This window comes from Methanocaldococcus villosus KIN24-T80 (assembly GCF_000371805.1).
GTDB classification, from domain to species: Archaea; AGJL01; Methanococci; order Methanococcales; family Methanocaldococcaceae; genus Methanocaldococcus; species Methanocaldococcus villosus.
In genome coordinates this window covers 103,517-118,969 of record NZ_AQUK01000001.1, presented here as the reverse complement: position 1 = coordinate 118,969, position 15,453 = coordinate 103,517, and the positions used below count along the sequence as shown (strand labels likewise).

The window sequence follows — 15,453 nt, the reverse complement described above, 5'->3', positions numbered from 1 at the left end:
TGCTCTTATTTTATCCCCTCCATAAAATTTTTAATGAATTAATGCCTAAGAAGTTTACCTAAATTTAATGATAAGATCTTACTTAATCTCTCTAACTGTTCCTCAGATATCTCTAATTTCTTTTTTAAAATCTTTGATAAATCTACTTCTACATACTCTCCAACATCTCTTGGATGTATAGGGGATATTTCATTAAATATTGAAAATACTGGACAAAAATCATGACAATATAGACAATAAACACATTTTTTTGGATCTATTTTTGGGACTTTATCTTTTATAATATACTCAGATATTTTCACTGGCTCAATCTTTTCCATAGTTATAGCTTTTGTAGGACAAACATTGTAGCATCCTTCACAACCAATACATAACTCTTTAATAACTGTATTTGGTAGCTTTATCTTTCCCTCTAATATTGCTTTTCTTAACTCAAGATCAGTAACTCTATCACTGGCAAATAATATTCTCTCTAAGTTTTTATAAATTCCTAATAAAAATATTCTAGCTAAGCTTTTTATTTCCATATTCTCCCACTATTTTTTTATAAACTCTCTCTGATAACCATTTTTCACTTATATATTTATCATAAACTGGTAATCTCATTTTTAATTTTAATCCCAACTCTTCTGTCATTTCCCTAAGTTTTTTAATCTCCGGCCATTCAGCTTCTGGATTTACATAATCTTTTGTTATTGGAGAAACTCCTCCCCAATCATCCACTCCTGCCAATAAAAATAGTTGTCCCGTTTCCCTATTTAAATTTGGTGGAATTTGTATAGATGTATTATCCAATATCAACCTAGCAACAATTATAACTTTTAACATTTTAATTGGTGAAGGTTCTTTATAATTCTCCATTGGAGTTCCTTTCTTAGGCTTAAAGTTTTGAATAATTACTTCTTGTATATGTCCATATTTATCATGAAGCTCTTTAATCTTTAATAATGAATCTACAATTTCTTCTTCAGTTTCTCCAATTCCTATTAATAAACCTGTTGTAAAAGGTATCTTTAGCTTTCCAGCATTTTCTATCATTTCTATTCTCTTTTTTGGATCTTTTCCAGGGCTATTTTTATGTGCAACAGTTTTCATTAATCTTTCTGAAACATTCTCTAACATCAATCCCATTGAAGCATTAACCTCTCTTAGCATTTTCATTTCATCATAGCTTAACAAACCACAGTTTGTATGTGGTAGAAGAGATGTATTAGATAAGCACCACTGTTCTAGATCATAAAGATATTCTAAAACATTATTATACCCTAAACTGTTTAACACTTTCTTAATTTCCTTATTTTCATCTACTTTTTCTCCAAAAGTAAATAAAGCTTCTCTACAACCTAATTTATCTCCTTTTAGTAATATCTCTTTTACTTCACTTGGTTTCATTAAATGAGGGATATCTTCCCTAAAAATACAATATCCACATCTATTTCTACACCATTTTGATAGAGGGATAAAAACATTTTTTGAGTATGTTATATATTCCCTCTCAAACTTCTCATTAATTATGTTTATATAGTATACAATATCTTTATAATCACCATATTTCAAAAACTCTATAGCCTCATCCCTTTTCAAATTCTCACCATATATATGTATATAAAATAATTATTAAATATTTAGGGGATAAAAATGATAGATGCTCACACACACTTAGATGTTAGAAGTTTTGAAGATTTGGAAAAAATGGCATTAAGTGGAATTGAGGTAATTATAACTTGCTCTCACAATCCATATAAAATGAGTACTCCAGAAGTTTATTTAGATCATTGGGATAGATTAATTAATTTAGAAGTAAAAAGAGGAGAGATGGCTGGAGTAGAGGTTAAAGTAGCATTGGGAATTCATCCCATGGGATATCCAAAAAACTGGAAAATCTTAATAAAAGAGCTTCCTAAATTTTTAGACAATGAAAATGTTGTTGCTATTGGAGAGGCAGGATTACATTATCTAACAGAAGATGAGAAAAACCTTTTAAGGGAACAGTTAATTTTAGCTAAAGATTATGATATGCCAATAATACTCCATACACCAGAAAAGAATAAGAGAGAAGCATTATTAGAAATTCTAAAAATTTTAGATGAGATTAAGATAAAGGATAATTTAGTTATGATTGATCATATAAATAAAGAAACAGTAAATTTAATTGATAAAAATATTTATATTGGTCTAACTGTTCAACCATCAATGAAAATAACCCATAAAGAGGCTGCAGAGATTATAAAGGATTATAATAAAAATTTTATTTTAAGTAGTGATTTGGGAAGTTTAAAGTCAGATATTTATGCATTACCAAGGACTAAGTTATATATGAAGAAGATAGATGTTGAGGAGAAAAAGATAGTTGATGCAACATATAGAAATGCAAAGAAATTTTACAGATTATAATCTTTAATTAAGAGAAGGTTAATATATTATATTAACAACAATTAATAATATAAAGATTTAAATTTAAAACTTTGGAGGTGATTAATTTGGAAGAACAACAGATTAGAGTTAGAATTCCCAATAAAGAAGAAAATGAGATATTAGCTATAGTAGAACAAATGTTGGGAGCTAGTAGAATGAGAGTTAGATGTATGGATGGAAAGGTTAGATTAGCAAGAATTCCTGGTAGGTTAAAGAGAAAAATTTGGGTTAAAGAAGGAGATATTGTTATAATTAAACCTTGGGAAGTTCAAGGAGATGAGAAGTGTGATATTATCTGGAGATATACAAAGACTCAAGTTGAGTGGTTGAAGAGAAAAGGGTATTTAGATGAGCTGTTATAAAAAAGGTGAGAGTATAGATTATGAGAAATATCTATCAAATAAGGAAGAATTTGAGTTGGATAAAGAATATCAAAAGGAAATATTAGAAAGAGAAAGAAAATTCTTAGAAGAATTAAAAACGGCTAATGAGGTTTTTGATAAAAGAACACTTATGATATTATTTAGTATATTAGCTGGAAAACACTTAAGTGAATATATAGGGGTTATAAACTCTGGAAAAGAAGCTGTTGTTTTAAAGGCTAGAAAAGGACATTTGTATAGAGCTGTTAAAATCTATAGAGTAGCCACTTGTGATTTTAAAACTATGTTAAAATATCTTCAAGGAGATCCAAGATTACATATTAAGAGAAGTAGTAGAAGGGCTATAGTTAATGCATGGGTTGAAAAAGAGTTTAGAAATTTAAAGAGGGCCTCATCTATAATAAATGCTCCAAAAGCCAGATTAAGAAGAGAAAATGTTTTAGTTATGGATTTTATTGGTGTTAGGGGAGATCCTGCACCAAAGCTAAAAGAAGTAGAAATTGATTGGGAAAATGCTTTTAAAACAGTAAAAGATTTTATGATAAAGTTGTATGAAGAAGAGCTTGTCCATGGAGATCTGAGTGAATACAATATACTTGTTAAAGAAGATGAGATCTATTTTATAGATTTCTCACAGAGTGTTATTACACAACATCCCTTAGCTAATGCACTTTTAATAAGGGATTGTATAAATATATGCAACTTTTTTAAAAAGAAAGGAATAAATTGTAATTATAAAGATTTATATAAAGAGATAACTGGAAAAGAAATAAATCCTATTGATGAAGCAATGATAAAAACTCTATAATTTTTTAGCTACAACACCTAAAGCCTTTTCAACTTTCTTAACCTCTTTAAATCCTACCTTTCTTAATCTTTCCATGACTCCTTTTTGTAAATCCTTTCCTCTATATTTCTTTCCAGGATTTCCTACATAGTGAAATAATCTTCCACCAGGTTTTAATACCCTATACAACTCTCTATAAAATTCTTCACTGTATAGATGTCCTGCTAAGCTGAATCTTGGGGGATCATGAATAATAGCTGTAAAACTATTATCTACAAAACTCTTTAATACATCAAAAGCATCTCCTAAAATAACTTTAATATTTCCTTTAAATAATTCTTCACTGTATGGATTTAATTTAGCCAATTCTAAAACATTTTTATTTTTTTCAATTGTTATTACTTTAGCTCCTCTCCTATATGCCTCTATTGCAGTATACCCCAACCCCATACAAGTATCAAGAACCACATCTCCTTTCTTAATATTTATAGAATTTACTTTATTTAATGTATCTTCATAAGGGTTAATTCCCTTAGTTCTATGCATCCTAATACCATTAATTTCAATTGTTGGGGGTATGGTAGGAACTAGCTTATAATATCCACTCTCATCAGCTATAGCTAATTTATAAAGTCTATTATTATCCAATAAATAAACTGCATTATCTTTAGCTATTTTCTTTAAAATTTTAATTTCAATTTCCCCACTAGGAAATATTGCCTTATCTTCATTCACAATTACTTTAAATTTCTTATTTGTTTTGTTTAAATCTAAATTTAAATAGATCTCTCCTTTAGAATTTAAAATTTTCTTAGCTAATTCTGGTGTTATATAGTTCATAATCTATACCTCTTCTAAATCTAAAATCTTTTGCTCACCAGTTTTCATATCTTTTAATGTTATTTTACCTTCTTTCACCTCTCTTTCACCTATTATAACTACATATCTTATATTTCTATTGTTAGCGTATTCTAAAGCCTTTTTAAGCTTTCTACCCATAATTTCAAATTCAACAGTTTTTCCTTTATCTCTTAGCTTTTTTGCAACTATCAGAGCCTTTTTAATTAACTCTTTATCTCCCCTCACTGGAACAATTAGATATTTCTCTTCATCTAATTTAATATCTACATTTAACATAATCCTATCAAAACCATAAGCAAATCCTACAGCAGGGGTCTTTTCTCCGCCAAAAGTTTCTATTAAATTGTCATATCTCCCTCCACCACATATTTGTTTGCCATTACAGTATATTTCAAAAACCATACCAGTATAATAGTCCAAACCTCTAGCTATTCCTAAGTTAATGGTATAATTATCATAAATAACATAATCTAAAATTTCTTCTAAATTTATTATAGCATCAATAGATTTTGGAAAATCTTTCAGCATCTCTTTTAGTTCATCTAACACATCTCCTTTTAAGTTTAATATATCAAATATAAACTCTTTTTTTTCATCATCTAAGATACTTGTTAAAAGATTGTCTAAACCTTCAAAATCTTGTTTATCAATTAATCTCCTTATTTTTACCTCATCATCTTCTTTAATATTAAATTTCTCAAATATCCCTTTTAATATTCCTAAATGACTTATATGTGTCTCAAATCTTAAATTAATATTTTTTAACCCTTCAATAGCTAAATTTATAACTTCAGCATCTGCTAAAGCTTTATCTGAACCTATCAATTCACAACCCATCTGCCAAAATTCCCTATATCTTCCAAACTGTGGTCTCTCATATCTAAAACAGTTAGCAAAGTAATAAAGCCTTAAAGGTTTCTGTAAAATTTTAAGCTCATTTATATAAAATCTTGCTACAGAAGATGTCATTTCAGGTCTTAAAGCTAACTCTCTACCACTATAATCTTTAAAAACATATAGCTGTTTTCTAATTTCTTCACCAGTTTTTTTAGCTATTAATTCAAAGCTTTCAAATGTTGGAGTTAGTATTTCTTCATAACCATACCTTTCAAATACTTCTCTTAATTTTTTTTCTATATATCTTCTCTTTTTCATTTCTTCTGGTGTAAAATCTCTAGTCCCTCTTGGTTTTTGGAACATCTTTACACCTATTTATATTTATATATGCCATTATATAAATTTTTAATATATTCTCCTCTAATAAAAACAATCTGTCCAATTCTTGCAAATTTATAAATTTTTATGGGATTTAGAACATGTAATAAATACTCTGGCCTACCTTCATATCCAGGATCATGAACAGCTGAATATATAGTAGCTCCCATCCTTAATAAAGAACTTCTTGGCAAGGTAATTGCTGCTACATTTTCAGGGATTTTTATATAGTCATAAACCTTTAATAAATAAACCCCTCTATCTAACAAAATAAACTCATCATTTTCAGAGTTAAATATTTCTCTATAATTTGGTAGTTTTCTTTTTTCATTACTAAAATCTATCTCCCCTACTCCTTCCATTTCATATATTTTCCAAACCCTTAAGTCAATTCCACACTGTTGTATTTGCTCATCTTTTATATCTTTTAAAAATTTTTTACTTTCTTCCGGTCCAATAATCATAGTATATCCCCAATAACATTAATAAATTTCAAATAACTCCCCAAGAGTTACTTTTTTGTTAGTTTTTATTAACTCAGGTATCTTTCCTTTTACCCCTACTAAATCTTTTATAACTATAAATACCCCATCAATTCTTTCAATATCATCAGCCCTCTCCAATGCATTGTTTATCTGCTCCTCTTTATCTTTTCCAACAGTTGCATTACATATAGCTGTAGCTGCTGCATCGGCAATTGCTGAACTTTTAGCAAAAACAGTTACAGAATCAGCATTACCAAAGCTAATTGAATGTCCAACAGTAGCTGAAGATGTGGCTATCCCATAAATATTTTTTATCATTTCTTTTTTTAATTTAAATCCTATTTCACCAGATAACTTTGAGAGACCAGAATATAAACCAACATTAATATCTCTCCTTGCCCTTAAACAAATATCTCCTCCATTATCAGCTATAATGTCTCCAAATGTATTTTTAACTACCATCTCAGCTATAGCCCCCGCAACACTTGCCATAGGCCCAACATTAGCTATTTTTCCAGCTATGCTCATTAATTTTATAATCCCTTTTCCCTCAACATCTATAGGTTCTAATGAATAAAGAAATTCTGGATGAGTTTTAATATAATTTTCTAACTCAAATCTACACTTTCTTATAATAAATTCAGCTAACTTAATATTTAAATAGTTCTCTGTTTTTATTAACATATTTGTTTCTTTAAATATTATTCTTCTGCTTATCATAGAGCTCCTCTACAGTTATTAATGGTATGAGCTCAACCCCCTCTTTTTTCAAATTTTCTTTTGCTCCCTCATTTCTATCAACAACAACAAAAACTTTCTCAACAATAGCTCCTGCATTTCTTAACTCCTTAACAGCTTTTAAAACACTATTTCCTGTTGTTGTTACATCTTCAACAATAACAACCTTATCTCCCTTCTCTACATGACCCTCTATCTTACTCTTAGTTCCATAATCTTTAGGTTTTTTTCTAATGATAATAAGGGGTTTTTCTGCATACAATGAAACTGCTGTAGCTATTGGTACAGAACCAAGCTCAATACCAGCAACTTTTTCATCCTCTATTTTTTCAGCAATCATTTTCCCTATAATCTTTAATATTTTTGGATTAGAGATTGCTTTTTTTATGTCAACATAATAATTACTTCTCTTACCAGAGGATAAAATAAAATCACCAAATTTAATACATCCTTCACTTTTTAATAATCTAATAAGTTCTTCCTTCAAATTTTCACCTTTTTAAGTTTATAAATATATTTTCCATTCAATAGCTCTATCTTTAACCCTAATTCAGCAGGTATAACATCTATTCCAGTATTTTCAGATATATATTCAGCTTCTTTTTTTGGATTTTTCATATTCAAACCCATATGGTTCATTATTAATAATTCAGGTTTTTTGCTCATAGAGTTTATTAAATCTATTGCATTATTGGAATTTAAATGTCCTCTTACTTTTTTATTTTTTTCTCTAACTATATTTGCTATTAATATTCTAACCCCATCAAAATCCTCTATTAACTTAGGAAAAAATTCAGTATCTGATGTATATCCAATCTCTCCAAATACAGTTTCTAATCTAAATCCTATACCAAAAGGATCTCCATGTTTAGTGTGTGTAGCTTTTATTTTACAATCATAAATTTTTATCTCTTCTCCAGGATATAGTGGTTTAGCAAGCTCTAACTTTGATTTATGATAGTTAGAAATTACTCTCTCATACTCTCCAAAACCTTCAACAGCTGTTAGACTTCCAATAAATACACCCCTCTTCTTTGTCATCCCATATGTTATAGCTTCAACAATTATTTCCCCATCTGTATAATGATCAGGATGACAGTGAGAAATAAATAGGGTATTTGTATTCCAAGGATTTATTTTTATTTGACTCATCCTAACCACTGCTCCAGGCCCAGGATCTATGTGCATTTTTAATTTTTCAGTGTGTATTCTAAAACCACCCGTGGCTTTTTTCTGAGTTATTGTTGCCCATCTACCTCCTCCAGAAGATAGGAAAATAATTTCTACTCTCAAACTCTCCCCTCTTTTTTATTAAAATTTATATATCTTAAAATTAATAATAATTATTAGGTGGATTTATGGAGAACTGGAAATTAACATATAAGGTCAAGTGTTTTAATTGTGGTAAAGAGGTAGATCAGATTATTGAAATATTCCCTAACCAAGCATTTATAACTTGTTCAAATTGTGGAGCTAAAAGATATTACATTATAAGGAGAGTTGGAATAGAAGATGAAAAAATAATTAATGAAGAAAGAGAAAAAGAGCATAAATATGAACCTTGGTTCTTAGAAAAAAAGGCTGTATGTTTCAACTGTAAAAATGAAGCTATACAAGATATAGTGGTTACAGAAAGTAAACTAATAGTTAGATGTAGACATTGTGGATTTACAAGAGTTTATCTCTTCCACATATTAGAATTGTGAATATAATTATCACAAAACCATAAATTATATATAGAACTTCAAAGACATAAATTTTACAAAAAATAAATATATGGTGAATTACATGGAGTTAAAGGTTGCTGAAGCTTATCAAGGAGATGTCGGAAGAGGAATTGCTAGAATTGATCCATACACAATGGAAGAGCTTGGATTAAAACCAGGAGATGTTATAGAAATAGAAGGTCCAAAAGGAAAAGCTTATGCTATTGTATATAGAGGATTTTTAGAAGATGCTGGAAAAAAAGTAATTAGAATTGATGGTTACTTAAGACAGAATGCTGGAGTAGCTATTGGAGATAAGGTTAAGGTTAAGAAAGTTGAAATAAAAGAAGCTAAGAAAATTGTTTTAGCTCCGACACAACCAATTAGATTTGGTCCTGGATTTGAGGATTTTATCAAAAGAAAAATATTGGGTCAAGTATTAAACAAAGGTTCTAAAGTAACTATTGGGGTATTAGGAACAGCTTTATCATTTGTTGTTGTAAGCACCATCCCTAAAGGGCCTGTTAGAATAACAGAATTTACAGATGTTGAGCTAAAAGAAGAGCCAGTTAAAGAAATAGCTGAATCAAAAATACCTGATGTTACATATGAAGATATTGGAGGGTTGAAAGAAGAGATCAGAAAAGTTAGAGAAATGATAGAACTACCAATGAGACATCCAGAGTTATTTGAAAAATTGGGTATAGAGCCTCCAAAAGGAGTACTCCTTATTGGTCCACCAGGGACAGGGAAGACATTATTAGCTAAAGCAGTAGCTAATGAAGCTGGAGCTAACTTCTATGTTATCAATGGACCAGAAATTATGAGTAAATATGTTGGAGAGACTGAAGAGAATTTAAGAAAGATATTTGAAGAAGCTGAAGAAAATGCACCATCTATAATATTCATTGATGAGATAGATGCTATTGCTCCAAAAAGAGATGAAGTTACTGGAGAAGTTGAGAGAAGGTTGGTTGCTCAGTTATTAACCTTAATGGATGGATTAAAAGGAAGAGGACAAGTTATTGTTATTGGGGCTACAAATAGACCAGATGCTATAGATCCAGCTTTAAGAAGACCTGGAAGGTTTGATAGAGAGATATATATAGGAGTCCCTGATAGGGAAGGTAGAAAAGAGATATTACAAATACACACTAGAAACATGCCATTAGCTGAAGATGTAGATCTTGATTATTTAGCTGATGTTACACATGGATTTGTTGGAGCTGACCTTGCTGCACTATGTAAAGAAGCTGCAATGAGGGCTTTAAGAAGAGTTCTACCAGATATAGATTTAGAGGCTGAAGAAATTCCAAAAGAAATATTGGATAATTTAAAAGTTACAATGGATGATTTCAAAGAGGCTCTAAAAGATATAGAACCATCAGCAATGAGAGAAGTTTTAGTTGATATTCCAAATGTTAAGTGGGAAGACATTGGAGGACTTGAAGAAGTTAAACAGGAATTAAGAGAAGCTGTAGAGTGGCCAATTAAAGCTAAAGAAGTATTTGATAAAATTGGAGTAAGGCCTCCAAAAGGTGTTTTACTATTTGGTCCACCAGGGACAGGGAAGACATTATTAGCTAAAGCAGTAGCTAATGAAGCTGGAGCTAACTTTATATCTGTTAAAGGTCCAGAGATCTTCAGTAAATGGGTAGGAGAAAGTGAAAAGGCTATAAGAGAGATATTCAAAAAAGCAAGACAAAATGCTCCATGTATCATATTCTTTGATGAGATAGATGCTATTGCTCCAAAAAGAGGTAGAGATATAAGTACTGGGGTTACTGATAAAGTAGTTAATCAATTATTAACAGAGTTAGATGGAATGGAAGAGCCTAAGGATGTTGTAGTCATAGCAGCAACAAATAGGCCAGATATTATTGATCCTGCATTATTAAGACCTGGAAGATTGGATAGAGTGATTCTTGTTCCACCTCCAGATGAAAAAGCAAGATTTGAGATATTTAAAATACACACTAAGAACTTGAATTTAGCTGAAGATGTAGATTTAGAAGAATTGGCCAAAAAAACAGATGGGTATACAGGAGCTGATATAGAGGCTATTTGTAGAGAAGCAGCAATGCTTGCAGTAAGAGAGAAATTAGGAGAACCTTGGGAAATAGAGAAAGCTTTAAAAGATTTAATATTGTATATGCAATCTATTTCAGGAATATTTAGAATTACAGCAGTTGAGTTAAACAGTGTTATAAAATCTACAAAAGAGAAAGAAAAAGTAGATAAAGAAGAGTTTAGAGAATTAAAAGCATCAGTAACAAAAATTGTTAGTGTATTAAAACCATTAAAGGAGAAATTAGATAAGGTTGAGAATGAGATAGAAGGATTCATAAAAATAATTGAAAACTCTGAGCTAAAACCATCTGAAAAAGATGAAGCTAAAAAGTTATCCAACTACTTAAGAGATATGATAAATAAATTAAAAGAGACAATTGATAATATTTATAAGTTAGAAAATACTCTATTAGAATTAAACAAAGAAGTGTCATCTGAGAAAGTTGATGAAATTATTAAAGAAACACAGAATATCTTACAAAGATTTAGCACAACATTAGAAGAGTTTAAGAATATACTAAAAGATATTGAGAGTATAAGATTAAGACTAACTTCAAAAGATGTTAAAGTTAGAAAAGAACATTTCTTAAAGGCTATTGAAAAAATAAAACCATCTGTAAGTAAGGAGGATATGAAATTATATGAGAGATTAGCTGAAGAGTATGGAAGATCTACAACAAATAAAAAAGAAAAAAAGGAAGAAAGTAGAGAAGTTGTATAAAACTTTATAATCTTTTTTTATTTTTAGGTAAAATTATGATATATAGAAATTTAAAAAAGAAGGAATTAGAGTTAATTAAAGAGGAGTTGGAAAGATACTGTAGTAAAGAATTTGTAGAGAAATTTAATTTTAATAATTTAATAGCTTTAGAAGGAAAGTGGGTAACTGTTTGTTATACAAATACTGATGTTTTAAAGAACTTAAAACTTTTTAATGAAGTATTTTTTATTGGAAATAATTTTGGAGAAATTAAAAGGAAATTTAGACTTTCATTAGAAGGATTTACATTAATAGCTGATAATATTATAAATAATTATTGTATTGTCAATGAGAAAGGGGAAACTCTATTTTTATATGGAAGAGATATTTTTAAAAGCTCTATTTTAAAGATTAAAGGTTATGGGAGAATAGCTGTTTTTAATAAAAATAGAGAATTTTTAGGAATAGGTTATTATAGTGGAGAAATAGTTAAAAATATAAAGGATAAGGGATGGTATTTAAGAGAAGGTGGTTAATTATGAAAGCTAAGGAACTAGCTAAGAAATTATTATTTGATATATATAAAAATTTAGATGAATTTTCAAAGGACATAATTAGATGTGATCTAGCTGATATAGAATTTAAAGGATTTTATTTAAAAGGTAAAAATGGAGAAAAGGTTTATATAAGAACATTAGAAGATTTTGAGAATTTGGAAGACTTTGAAGTAGAAGAAAGAAAATACAAATTAAAAAATATTAATCTAAAACACTTTGAAGATGGATTAATGATAATAAACTTATCATCAAAAAAATCAAAAAATTATAAGTTTGAAGCTGACTATACAATAACATACCCTTCTTATGATGTAACTGCTGAATTTAGAGAAAGAATGATAAAATGGAAAGAAATGGATGAGGAAGAGATGGATAAAGCTATTGCAGAATTTGATAATAAAGTTAATGATATCCTATCAGATATATTAGATGAGGTTAAAATAGGTAAAAGGGTTTCAGCACATTTAGATGTATTTGTAGATTCACATAAATTAGAGAACTTTGTAGATGAGGGTGAAGATATTATTATCATATGGATTCATCCAGCATTTTTATATTCTGATGACAAGATATTAAAGGGATTATTAGCTTATGAACTTTCAAAGTTTAATAAAAAGTTTTTAGAAAAATATTATAAAGATATATTATTATATTGTAAAGAGATAAAAAATCTGACAAATAAAACTCCAAAAATTATAGAGAAAATTAGAAATATTGCATTAAAATATAATGACACATTAACACTAAATTTAATTAATGAGATGGAGAAGTAAATAAAAACTTAAATAATCCCTTTTGGACATGTAGTCTATTTTCAGCTTGATCATAAATAACTGATCTTTCACTATCTGCTACATCATCAGTCATTTCATACCCTCTATTTATAGGCATACAGTGCATAACAATAGCATTATCTTTAGCATAACTTAGCAGTTTTTTGTTTATTTGATATTTTGGAAAAATTTTTAACACATCTTCCATACTTTTATTATCACCCATACTTACCCAAACATCAGTATAGAGCACATCTGCATCTTTTACAGCTTCTATAGGATCATTAGTTAATGTTATTGATCCTTCTCCATACTCTTTTATAATCTCCAATGCTTTTAATACAGCATAAGCATTTGGTTCATAACCTCTTGGTGTGGCTACACAAATATCAATTCCCATTAAAGCAGAACCTATTATTAATGAGTTACAAACATTATTACCATCTCCTAAGTATGCTAATTTAATATTAAAATCCTTATATTCCCTAATTGTCATTAAATCTGCTAAAACTTGACATGGGTGTGCAAGATCACTTAAAGCATTTATTACAGGCACTGAAGAGTGTTTTGAAAACTCTACCAAATCACTGTGTTTATAAACTCTTGCTATTATGCAATCAACATATCTACTCATCACTTTAGCTGTATCCTTTATACTCTCTTTCTTTCTTAGATGAATTTCATTGCTATGCATAACTATAGCATTCCCACCCAATTCATTAATTGCTATTTCAAAGCTCATTCTTGTTCTTGTAGAAGGTTTTTCAAATATCATTGCTATATTTTTATCTTTTAATAATTTTTCATGACTCTTTCTGTGTTTTTTAAAGTAAAATCCATAATCTATTATTTTTATTATATCTTCCCTATTAAATACATCCAAATCTAAAATATGCATCATTTCACCTTTTTTATCTAATTAATATTTTTTTCCAAGGTTTTTCTTTTGGGTTTAGATAACAATTTATATCTTTTTTAATAACTTTTAAGAATTTGTGATAATCATCTAAATATTTCCCTAAACTTTCATTACCTTTAGCTAACACAGCTTGGCAAAGCATAGAATTAAAATTCTCATAACTAACTTTAACTCTTATTTTCTTTAGCATCTTTTCTAATAATTTTATTTTTTTCTTACTATCTATATCAAATATAAAATCTTCAAACTCTGTATGGGGTTTTGGAACAAATGGGTTTATGGAAACTTCAACTCTCTTAATCTCTCTTTTTATTTTTTCAGTTAAACTTGCTATAGCTTTTATATCTTCTTCTTTTTCACCTGGTAAGCCTATTAGATAGTAGAGTTTCACTTTCTCTATACCAAACTTTTTAGCCAATTCAACAGCATTAAATATATCTTCATTAGATATATCTTTGTTAATAAACTTTCTCAATTCTTCACTTCCTGCTTCTGGAGCTATAGTGAGGGTTTTTATATCTAAGAGCTTTAAGAGTTCTTCTGTAATAGTATCAGCTCTTAAAGAAGATGGGGAAATCTTTACACCTTTCTCATTTAAAAAATTACATAGTTCAACAATATATTTATAATCACCTACTGAAGGGGCTATTAAAGCTATTTTTTCCACTTTATTTACTTTAATACCTTCTTCAGCTAAATATATAAGATCATCCAATTTTCTAAATCTTGGTGGATAATATATAACCCTAGCTAGACAGAATTTACATCTTCTTGGGCATCCTCTCCCTATCTCTAATAAAAATGCCTTTCCATATGCTCCCTTTTCAGATGTAGGTTGATAGATAGGATAATCTTCTAAATCTAATTTCTTTGGATAAACTCTTCTAACTTTATCTTTACCCTTATAAAATACTCCATCTAAATCAAAGTTATGATAAATAATGTTATACATTATATCTGTTTTCTCAATTTCTCCAATAATAAATACATCAAAATAATTTAAGAGAGGGAAAGGGTTTTCCATAACACAAGGACCCCCTGCAGCAAATACAGCTTTTGGGTTGGTTTTCCTTAAGTCATTAATAATCCTTATAGCGTTAAAATAATCCATCTCATACTGTAAGGTTATAAAAATAGCATCATAATTTTTTATCATCTTATAATTTTCTAAGAAGAAAACTTTTACATCTAAATCATTATATTTTGAAAGATGTTTAGCTAATACATGAATTGCCAAACATGAAATACCAGCTTTAAACTTATTTGGATATATTATAGCTACACGCTTTTTCATGAGTAAAAGATAATAACTATTTAATAAATATTTTACTCATAAAATTTTATAAAAATTTATGAGAGAGAAAATCCTCTAATATATTATTATGATCAAAAGCTAATTTTGGTAGATTGTTTAATTCAAAAAACTTAACATCTTTAGCATCATCTCCAGCTTTTAACTTTCCACCTACTATCTCTAAGATGAATACTATTGATATTACATGTCCCCTTGGGTCTCTATTTGGAGAAGAATATACCCCAAATAATCTTTTTACTTCAACCTCCAATCCAGTTTCTTCCCTAACCTCTCTAATAATAGCATTTTCTACAGTTTCCCCACACTCAACAAATCCACCAGGTAAAGCATAGTAACCTTTAAATGGGTCATTTTTTCTTTTTATTAATAATATTTTATTATCTTTAACAACAATTCCATCAACAGCTATAGCAGGAGTTGTGTATAATTTATATCTTTTCAAATCTCTTTTTCTAATTATCTTTTTACAATATCTTTTTCCAAAAAGATTTAAAGCTATCAATTTCCCTGAAATGGATAGACATTTCAT

18 protein-coding genes are annotated in these 15,453 nt (G+C 28.9%); 7 read left to right on the top strand and 11 right to left on the bottom strand.

The window, feature by feature from the left end; all coding sequences use genetic code 11:
- Positions 1 to 38: 38 nt before the first annotated feature.
- Positions 39 to 527 (bottom strand): 4Fe-4S binding protein, encoded by a 489-nt coding sequence (locus tag METVI_RS0100700; RefSeq protein WP_004590740.1) that lies wholly within the window; start codon positions 525 to 527, stop codon positions 39 to 41.
- The gene (gene cofG, locus METVI_RS0100695) at positions 505 to 1,584 is read right to left on the bottom strand and encodes a 7,8-didemethyl-8-hydroxy-5-deazariboflavin synthase subunit CofG (RefSeq protein ID WP_004590739.1); all 1,080 of its coding nucleotides are present in this window, start codon (positions 1,582 to 1,584) and stop codon (positions 505 to 507) included. The genes METVI_RS0100700 and cofG overlap by 23 nt, the downstream gene beginning before the upstream one ends.
- A 54-nt stretch (positions 1,585 to 1,638) precedes the next feature.
- Here cofG and METVI_RS0100690 point away from each other — a divergent pair, with 54 nt between their 5' ends.
- The 3 genes from METVI_RS0100690 (at position 1,639) to METVI_RS0100680 (ending at position 3,606) form a co-directional block, all read left to right on the top strand.
- Positions 1,639 to 2,394, top strand: coding sequence for a TatD family hydrolase (locus tag METVI_RS0100690; RefSeq protein WP_004590738.1), 756 nt, complete (start codon positions 1,639 to 1,641; stop codon positions 2,392 to 2,394).
- A gap of 86 nt (positions 2,395 to 2,480) precedes the next feature.
- Complete coding sequence (gene eif1A, locus METVI_RS0100685; RefSeq protein ID WP_004590737.1) at positions 2,481 to 2,777, top strand: translation initiation factor eIF-1A; 297 nt, start codon at positions 2,481 to 2,483, stop codon at positions 2,775 to 2,777.
- Positions 2,764 to 3,606: a serine protein kinase RIO gene (locus METVI_RS0100680; protein WP_004590736.1), complete on the top strand. Its 843-nt coding sequence runs from the start codon at positions 2,764 to 2,766 to the stop codon at positions 3,604 to 3,606. The genes eif1A and METVI_RS0100680 overlap by 14 nt, the downstream gene beginning before the upstream one ends.
- Here METVI_RS0100680 and METVI_RS0100675 read toward each other — a convergent pair.
- Genes METVI_RS0100675 through METVI_RS0100650 form a run of 6 tightly spaced genes read right to left on the bottom strand, consistent with a single transcriptional unit; the run spans position 3,601 to position 8,177 of the window.
- Positions 3,601 to 4,425: a class I SAM-dependent methyltransferase gene (locus METVI_RS0100675; RefSeq protein WP_017980928.1), complete on the bottom strand. Its 825-nt coding sequence runs from the start codon at positions 4,423 to 4,425 to the stop codon at positions 3,601 to 3,603. The genes METVI_RS0100680 and METVI_RS0100675 overlap by 6 nt on opposite strands.
- 3 nt (positions 4,426 to 4,428) lie before the next feature.
- Positions 4,429 to 5,646, bottom strand: coding sequence for a histidine--tRNA ligase (hisS, locus tag METVI_RS0100670; protein ID WP_004590666.1), 1,218 nt, complete (start codon positions 5,644 to 5,646; stop codon positions 4,429 to 4,431).
- A gap of 8 nt (positions 5,647 to 5,654) precedes the next feature.
- Positions 5,655 to 6,125 carry a deoxyuridine 5'-triphosphate nucleotidohydrolase gene (locus tag METVI_RS0100665; RefSeq protein WP_004590664.1) on the bottom strand — a complete coding sequence of 157 codons (471 nt, stop codon included), beginning with the start codon at positions 6,123 to 6,125 and terminating at the stop codon, positions 5,655 to 5,657.
- Positions 6,126 to 6,143: 18 nt separating this feature from the next.
- Positions 6,144 to 6,866, bottom strand: a complete 723-nt coding sequence (locus METVI_RS0100660) for a UPF0280 family protein (protein ID WP_004590662.1) — start codon at positions 6,864 to 6,866, stop codon at positions 6,144 to 6,146.
- Entirely contained in the window at positions 6,841 to 7,371 is a 531-nt protein-coding gene (gene pyrE, locus METVI_RS0100655) for an orotate phosphoribosyltransferase (RefSeq protein WP_004590661.1), read from the bottom strand. Before pyrE ends, METVI_RS0100660 begins: the two co-directional genes overlap by 26 nt.
- A complete protein-coding gene (locus METVI_RS0100650; protein WP_004590659.1) occupies positions 7,368 to 8,177 on the bottom strand; it encodes an MBL fold metallo-hydrolase in 810 nt (269 codons plus the stop codon). The genes pyrE and METVI_RS0100650 overlap by 4 nt, the downstream gene beginning before the upstream one ends.
- A 65-nt stretch (positions 8,178 to 8,242) precedes the next feature.
- Here METVI_RS0100650 and METVI_RS0100645 point away from each other — a divergent pair, with 65 nt between their 5' ends.
- The 4 genes from METVI_RS0100645 to METVI_RS0100630 all read left to right on the top strand — a co-directional run bounded on the left by METVI_RS0100645 (position 8,243) and on the right by METVI_RS0100630 (position 12,690).
- The gene (locus METVI_RS0100645; RefSeq protein ID WP_004590657.1) at positions 8,243 to 8,590 is read left to right on the top strand and encodes a hypothetical protein; all 348 of its coding nucleotides are present in this window, start codon (positions 8,243 to 8,245) and stop codon (positions 8,588 to 8,590) included.
- A gap of 82 nt (positions 8,591 to 8,672) precedes the next feature.
- Positions 8,673 to 11,381, top strand: coding sequence for a CDC48 family AAA ATPase (locus METVI_RS0100640; RefSeq protein WP_004590655.1), 2,709 nt, complete (start codon positions 8,673 to 8,675; stop codon positions 11,379 to 11,381).
- Between the two features lie 35 nt (positions 11,382 to 11,416).
- Positions 11,417 to 11,896, top strand: coding sequence for a PUA domain-containing protein (locus tag METVI_RS0100635; protein WP_004590653.1), 480 nt, complete (start codon positions 11,417 to 11,419; stop codon positions 11,894 to 11,896).
- Positions 11,897 to 11,898: 2 nt separating this feature from the next.
- Positions 11,899 to 12,690 carry a hypothetical protein gene (locus tag METVI_RS0100630; protein WP_004590651.1) on the top strand — a complete coding sequence of 264 codons (792 nt, stop codon included), beginning with the start codon at positions 11,899 to 11,901 and terminating at the stop codon, positions 12,688 to 12,690.
- Here the strand turns inward: METVI_RS0100630 and argF are convergent.
- The 3 genes from argF to METVI_RS0100615 are packed head-to-tail and all read right to left on the bottom strand — an operon-like array spanning position 12,671 to position 15,453.
- Entirely contained in the window at positions 12,671 to 13,588 is a 918-nt protein-coding gene (argF, locus tag METVI_RS0100625) for an ornithine carbamoyltransferase (protein ID WP_017980927.1), read from the bottom strand. The genes METVI_RS0100630 and argF overlap by 20 nt on opposite strands.
- 13 nt (positions 13,589 to 13,601) lie before the next feature.
- Positions 13,602 to 14,903, bottom strand: a complete 1,302-nt coding sequence (locus tag METVI_RS0100620) for a B12-binding domain-containing radical SAM protein (RefSeq protein WP_004590648.1) — start codon at positions 14,901 to 14,903, stop codon at positions 13,602 to 13,604.
- Positions 14,904 to 14,949: 46 nt separating this feature from the next.
- On the bottom strand, positions 14,950 to 15,453 hold the full coding sequence (locus tag METVI_RS0100615; protein WP_004590646.1) for an NUDIX domain-containing protein: 504 nt from the start codon (positions 15,451 to 15,453) through the stop codon (positions 14,950 to 14,952).